This is a genomic window from Sphingobium indicum BiD32 (genome assembly GCF_000382885.1).
Lineage (GTDB): Bacteria > Pseudomonadota > Alphaproteobacteria > Sphingomonadales > Sphingomonadaceae > Sphingobium > Sphingobium japonicum_C.
The window spans coordinates 1-5,286 of record NZ_CAVK010000158.1; the positions used below are offsets into that span (position 1 = coordinate 1).

Here is a 5,286-nt window from a genome sequence, read left to right on the forward strand (position 1 = left end):
TTAGTTTCGGATCAGGCTCTCAGATTTTATCCGAGATTGCCAAGGACAGACCCGATCTTTTGGTCCTCGTGATTTCCGTCCGCAACGGCGGTAGCGACGCTTACCAGCAGGTGCATCGCGTCAATCCGGTTGCCATCGACTTCAAGGCTGGAGGCAACGCTGAACGGATCCAACAAGATCGCCGGCGGATGCTTTTGCATCGCCTTTTTGACAACCGGTTGCAGATCGCGAGTGGAACGATCGAGGCACTGATCGCGCAGCATGTTGTGGAATATTTCCGGTTGCAGGATATCCCGCCGTCCGAGCAAGACCGCAAACGCAACGAATTCACTGAGGCTTGGCCTTTTGCGCCGCACCTCTTGCGGTTGCTCGAAGAGCAAGTTCTGATTGCGACTGACGCGCAAGAGACGCGCGATATGATCCGCATCTTGGCAAATCTGTTTAAAAGCCGGGGCGAAGCCTCGCCAGTTTTGACGGCTGCAGATTTCCGACTAGATGACGATGCATCCGGCATCGGAGCTCTGCTGGACTCGGTATCGAATGAGCATCACCGGACCCTGCGGGCAAAAGCGCAGCAGAACATCATTTCCGTGACGGAAGCGGTATCAAACCAAGCCAGCGTTGCTCCGCATCTTCAAGAAATTGTCAGCGCATTGTGGCTGCGATCCATTGCAGTCGGCAATCTGGCGGGTGCAGAGCCATCGACGCTGCAAGTCGATATCACGCGCGATCACGCGGTTGATGACAACGCATTTCAGGTTGAACTGTCGACCATCATTGAGAACAGCTTCAACATCCACCAAGATGGACCTCGGCTTGTTTTTCGCGAGGAAGAGAATCCTCGCGCCAAATTGATGGCCTGTGCGCGGAACGACAAGCTGTTCACCGACGGGTCCGATCAAGCCCAACTGTCCAAACAAGTGCGCTATGTCATTGGTGGTACAGATGAGGTGGCCAAGCTATTTCGAGTCATAGCGTTGCCGAAGTCTTGGCAGACCGATCCATGGTCAACGCTCGATGAAGCGGAACAGCCCGAACGATGGGATGAACGCCTGCCAATATTGGTACTGCCTGAAGAGCCGGATAACATCGCCGCCACGCTCGGCCGTTGGCTCAAGGATCATTTGCAGAAGCGGCGGAATACGATCCGATTTCTGCTCCCGCGTTCTGGTTCACTCAATGCCTACCAGGATCGTGACCTCTTGATCCTGGCACGTGCAGAAATGAAGGCGCAAGAATGGAGCGGTCAGAACCCAGAATACAAAAAGCTCCACACGGAATTCCAAAGCGCGTTGCGGGACATGCTGAAGAAGCGTTTTGATCGCTTCGCCGTTTTGCATCGCTGGAATTTTGCAGACCCGAGCCAATGCGCCTTCAGCGTTGAGAGCTTGAAGAAGCAAGGAGCTCAGATTCCCGAGGGAATTGAAGAAGCCTTGGTCAATGATTTGTTCGTGCCTGAAGATTTTGAAGATCTGATTGTGGAGGCTGCGGCCGACAATTCGGCCGTAGGCAAACTGCTCCGTGAACTACAGGAACCGCGTCCTGCAGGTCAGGATTGCATACCTTGGCTCGGAGAGACGGCCATGAAGGAACGCATCGTTCGTCTTTGCGCGAAAGGCAAGATCGCCATCAATCTGCGCGGCATGGAAATCCTGCAAACGCAGCCTGGCGAAGATGAAGAGACAGCGTGGAGGCGTCTGCGCTCGAAGCTTTCGTTCACAGGTCGGCAGCTTGATGAGGTGTCTCTCATGGCACCTTCGGCAGTACCCACTACGGGTGGAAGTACACCCGTTACACCCACGGCCCCAGGCGGAGGTGACACCGGCGGCCTGTTCGGTGATGGGCTCCCTCCTCCGCCCAATCCATTCGGCGGTGGGATCAGCGCAGGCGGTGAGACGCAACCAACTTCAGGAGGTATCTTCGGAGGCGGCCCGGTGGCTCCCGGCGCCAAACCTCGCATTCCTCTCAACAATCCGGCAACTTCACCGCTCAATTTGATCGGCAAACTCGAAGGCTGGGGCATTGGTCCGGCCACGAAAGTCGCCGAGGTGGCGATCAAAGTGTCAGCGGCAAACGGTGCGCAGCTCAAGGAACTGCTCAAGAAGCTGCCAGATGGCATGACGTTTGAGATTAGCCTCGAGAAGGAAGACGATTGATGGCGCTTGAGGCAACCGTTCTTGAAAGTCTGGTCAAAGGTTCGGACGAAGATGCGTGGCGTGTCATCATCGACAAAGCTATCGAGATCGCGGCAAAACCATTGGCTGCGGGCAATGCACCGAGCGAGGTGATCAAGCGCGATCGGGAAATAGGTGCGCTCGACCACTTTCTTTCATCCAGCGCGTGGGATCTTTGGCGAAGCTTCGGTTCCACCGTTGAACGCAATTCAGATCGCCTCGCACGTTGGTGGGCGGAACCATACAGCGCAAAAGCTGTGCTCATCTTGGACGGCCTTTCGCTGCGTGAGTTGCCTTGGTTGCTACAAGGCGCCAAGGAACGCGGCTTCACGCTGCACGAGGTTTCCGCAAATGCCTCCGAGTTGCCCGGCGAAACCAATGAATTTGCGAAGGCCCTTGGCTTCGGCAGCCGGAGCCAGCTGCAAAACAACGGCGGCGGCATGGCGCATAGGCTTCAACCCACCGCCACTGAGTGCGTTGATATGCCCTGGAAAGACTGCGAAGGCCTGATCAACGGTTCGAAGAACTGGGTTTTCTGGCACCATTGGCCCGACAGTAAGGTCCACGATGGTTCTGTCGCCGGCCAGGGGCTTGATACCTTGATCCGTGACGCCACCGATCAGCTCAACAGCGACGATTTCTGGGCATTCGTTGAACGTCTGGCCACAGGTCGTCGGTTGGTCATCACGTCTGACCATGGCTATGCCGCGACCGGCTATTTCCCGGATGCGGACGGCGAAGTCGGTCAATTTTTAAAGTCGACGTTTGCCAGCAGGCGGAGTTCAAAGGGAAGCGGCGAAACCGGTCCCTTTGTTCCTCCAGTCGCTCTTCAGATCCACAGCCCACACGGCGAACACCGTCTGGCGGTGGGCCGCTGGAAGTGGAAGAGCCAAGGCGGCTACCCGACATTGACGCACGGCGGCCTCTCACTGCTTGAGGTTCTTTCGCCGTTCGTCGAGATTACAAAGTAAGGATTGCGCCAGATGGCATCGAAAAAAGAATTGTTGGCGCAGGAAGTCGCGAAGGCCGTCGGCGCAGGTAAGACTGTCGCGCTAGAGACCGTTGATTTCAACGACCCCAATCGTCCGAAAACCTGCCTAGAAGTCGACTTCCCGATTCTGCCAGTCAATCAGGTAGCGATCATTGAAGGAAACGCGGGTAAGCCAATCTACCAGATGTCGAAATGGTGGGCTCGACGGCGGTCCAGTGTGTTTCGCTCTATGCTGATTGCGGCCGCCACAAGGGCTCCTGAGGACAAGTCGCACGCTGCAAAGCTGGTGTGGGATAACTATTACGCCAATCACCAGAAGAAAGGCGCGTTCAAAAACCTGAAGGTAGCAGACATCTTCATGGGGGGCGGCACTACGTTAGTCGAAGGCTCGCGCCTTGGCATGCAAATGGTGGGCAACGACCTCAACCCTGTAGCTTGGTTTGTGGTGAAGCAGGAACTTTCCGGCGTCGACCTCGGAAAGGTCAAGCGACTGCTTGCCGACATCGAAGCTGAGGTTAAGCCTCAGATAATGCCGTATTATTACTGCGATGGGCCAAATGGCGAGAAGGGGAAATGGACCCACCTTCCATCCAGGCGGGTGATGCCAGCTGATTTTGATCCGCTATCGCTGACGGCAGAGCAGAGGGCAGAATATAGCTATGAAGGTCCCGAGGTGATTTACACCTTCTGGGCCAAACACGGACCATGCCAAGTGACGGGGTGTGGTCATCGTACTCCCATAATGACCAGCCCAGTCATGGCCATTAAGTCCATTAGCGTAAAACACTGGGAGCATACCTGCCGCAAATGCGGCGCCGAATTCCACGTAGAGGAAGAGGCCGCCCGAATGGCGCCGGACATGCCACTGTATGTTGCGCCATCCGAAATCCCTCATTCCACTCTTGATCGAAAAAAGGGCGTTGTCTGCCCCGATTGCGGTGTCACCGAGTTGGTGAACCTCGGAAAAGGAACAAATAAGAAAGTCGAATTAAGTCTTCTTGTACATCCGCAATGGCTCGCTGGATGTTCCAAGCAAGATAACGATGGCCTGCTATTCGGTGGAACAGCTCAGGACGATGCTACTGCTTCCGCAAGATGGGACCAAGAGCGAGCATCAACCATCAGACTCCTTGAAGTGCGCGGAAAGTTGCCTGATGAGGTGACGTGTCCAGAGACCCATGTGACTTTCAAAACTGATGCGGGAACGGTACCTAAAAAGTCAAACTATGCCTGTAGCGCGTGCGGTACGGTCCAGGATGTTCTTGGAACTGTAAAGGCCAGTGGCAAGAGCGGCGCTATGGCGGCATACGCAGTGCAAGCCTATTCACCTAAGCGCTATCAATCGGGCGCGCCATATGGCGGTCGTTATTTTACTGCCTTCGATTCCAACTATGCAAATCAGTACGATGCCGCATTCTCTGAATGGGAGATGCGCAAGGACACGGATCTAGCCGAATATTGGCCAAGATCTGAGCTTCCCTACGGATTTATGACTCATCATCTTCAAGGTGGGGTTCCTAATCACGGCTTCACACACTGGTGGACGATGTACAATCCTAGGCAGATGCTTGTGCACACGCAGCTGCTGAAGGCGATTGTTAACGTTGGAGATTATGATTGGGCAACACGAGAATACGTTCTCGGCGCCTTTCAGAATTTTCTGCGCAATCAAAACTCATTGTCGTTTTGGCATATGAAGCATGACAAACTTGCTCCAGCCATGTCGAATAGCAATTTCCATCCAAAGAATAATGTAATCGAAGTCGGCGTATTTCCGCCCATGGGATACGGACCGTGGTCATCCACAGTTGAAGTCCTCTTCAAGGGTGGAGAATGGGCAGCGTCTCCGTGGGAAGCTGTAAGCCTAGAGCAGCTAAAGCGCCAATCACCTGAGATAGCAAAGCAAATAACTGGAAAAAGCGAAAAGGTATTTCCTGGCGATACGCTTTTGGGCGCAGAGACGTTCTGCGGATCATCGACCGACTTGGCTAAATTGGCAGACAGTAGTATCGACTTGGTTATCACCGACCCCCCGTTTGGAGGGCTTCTACATTATTCTGAGTTGTCTGATTTCTTTTATGTCTGGCTTCGTCTCGTACTTAGAGTCGGATTCAAAATTAT

Annotated in this window: 3 protein-coding genes; all 3 read left to right on the top strand. The window is 54.4% G+C overall.

The window, feature by feature from the left end; all coding sequences use genetic code 11:
* A partial coding sequence (locus tag EBBID32_RS16170; RefSeq protein WP_037491255.1) for a hypothetical protein occupies positions 1-2,156 on the top strand: 2,156 nt, incomplete at its 5' end.
* Positions 2,156-3,145: a hypothetical protein gene (locus EBBID32_RS16175; RefSeq protein ID WP_006960708.1), complete on the top strand. Its 990-nt coding sequence runs from the start codon at positions 2,156-2,158 to the stop codon at positions 3,143-3,145. The genes EBBID32_RS16170 and EBBID32_RS16175, both read left to right, overlap by 1 nt.
* Positions 3,146-3,157: 12 nt before the next feature.
* Positions 3,158-5,286, top strand: a 2,129-nt coding sequence (locus EBBID32_RS16180; protein WP_037491257.1) for a hypothetical protein, incomplete at its 3' end; no start/stop codon positions are given.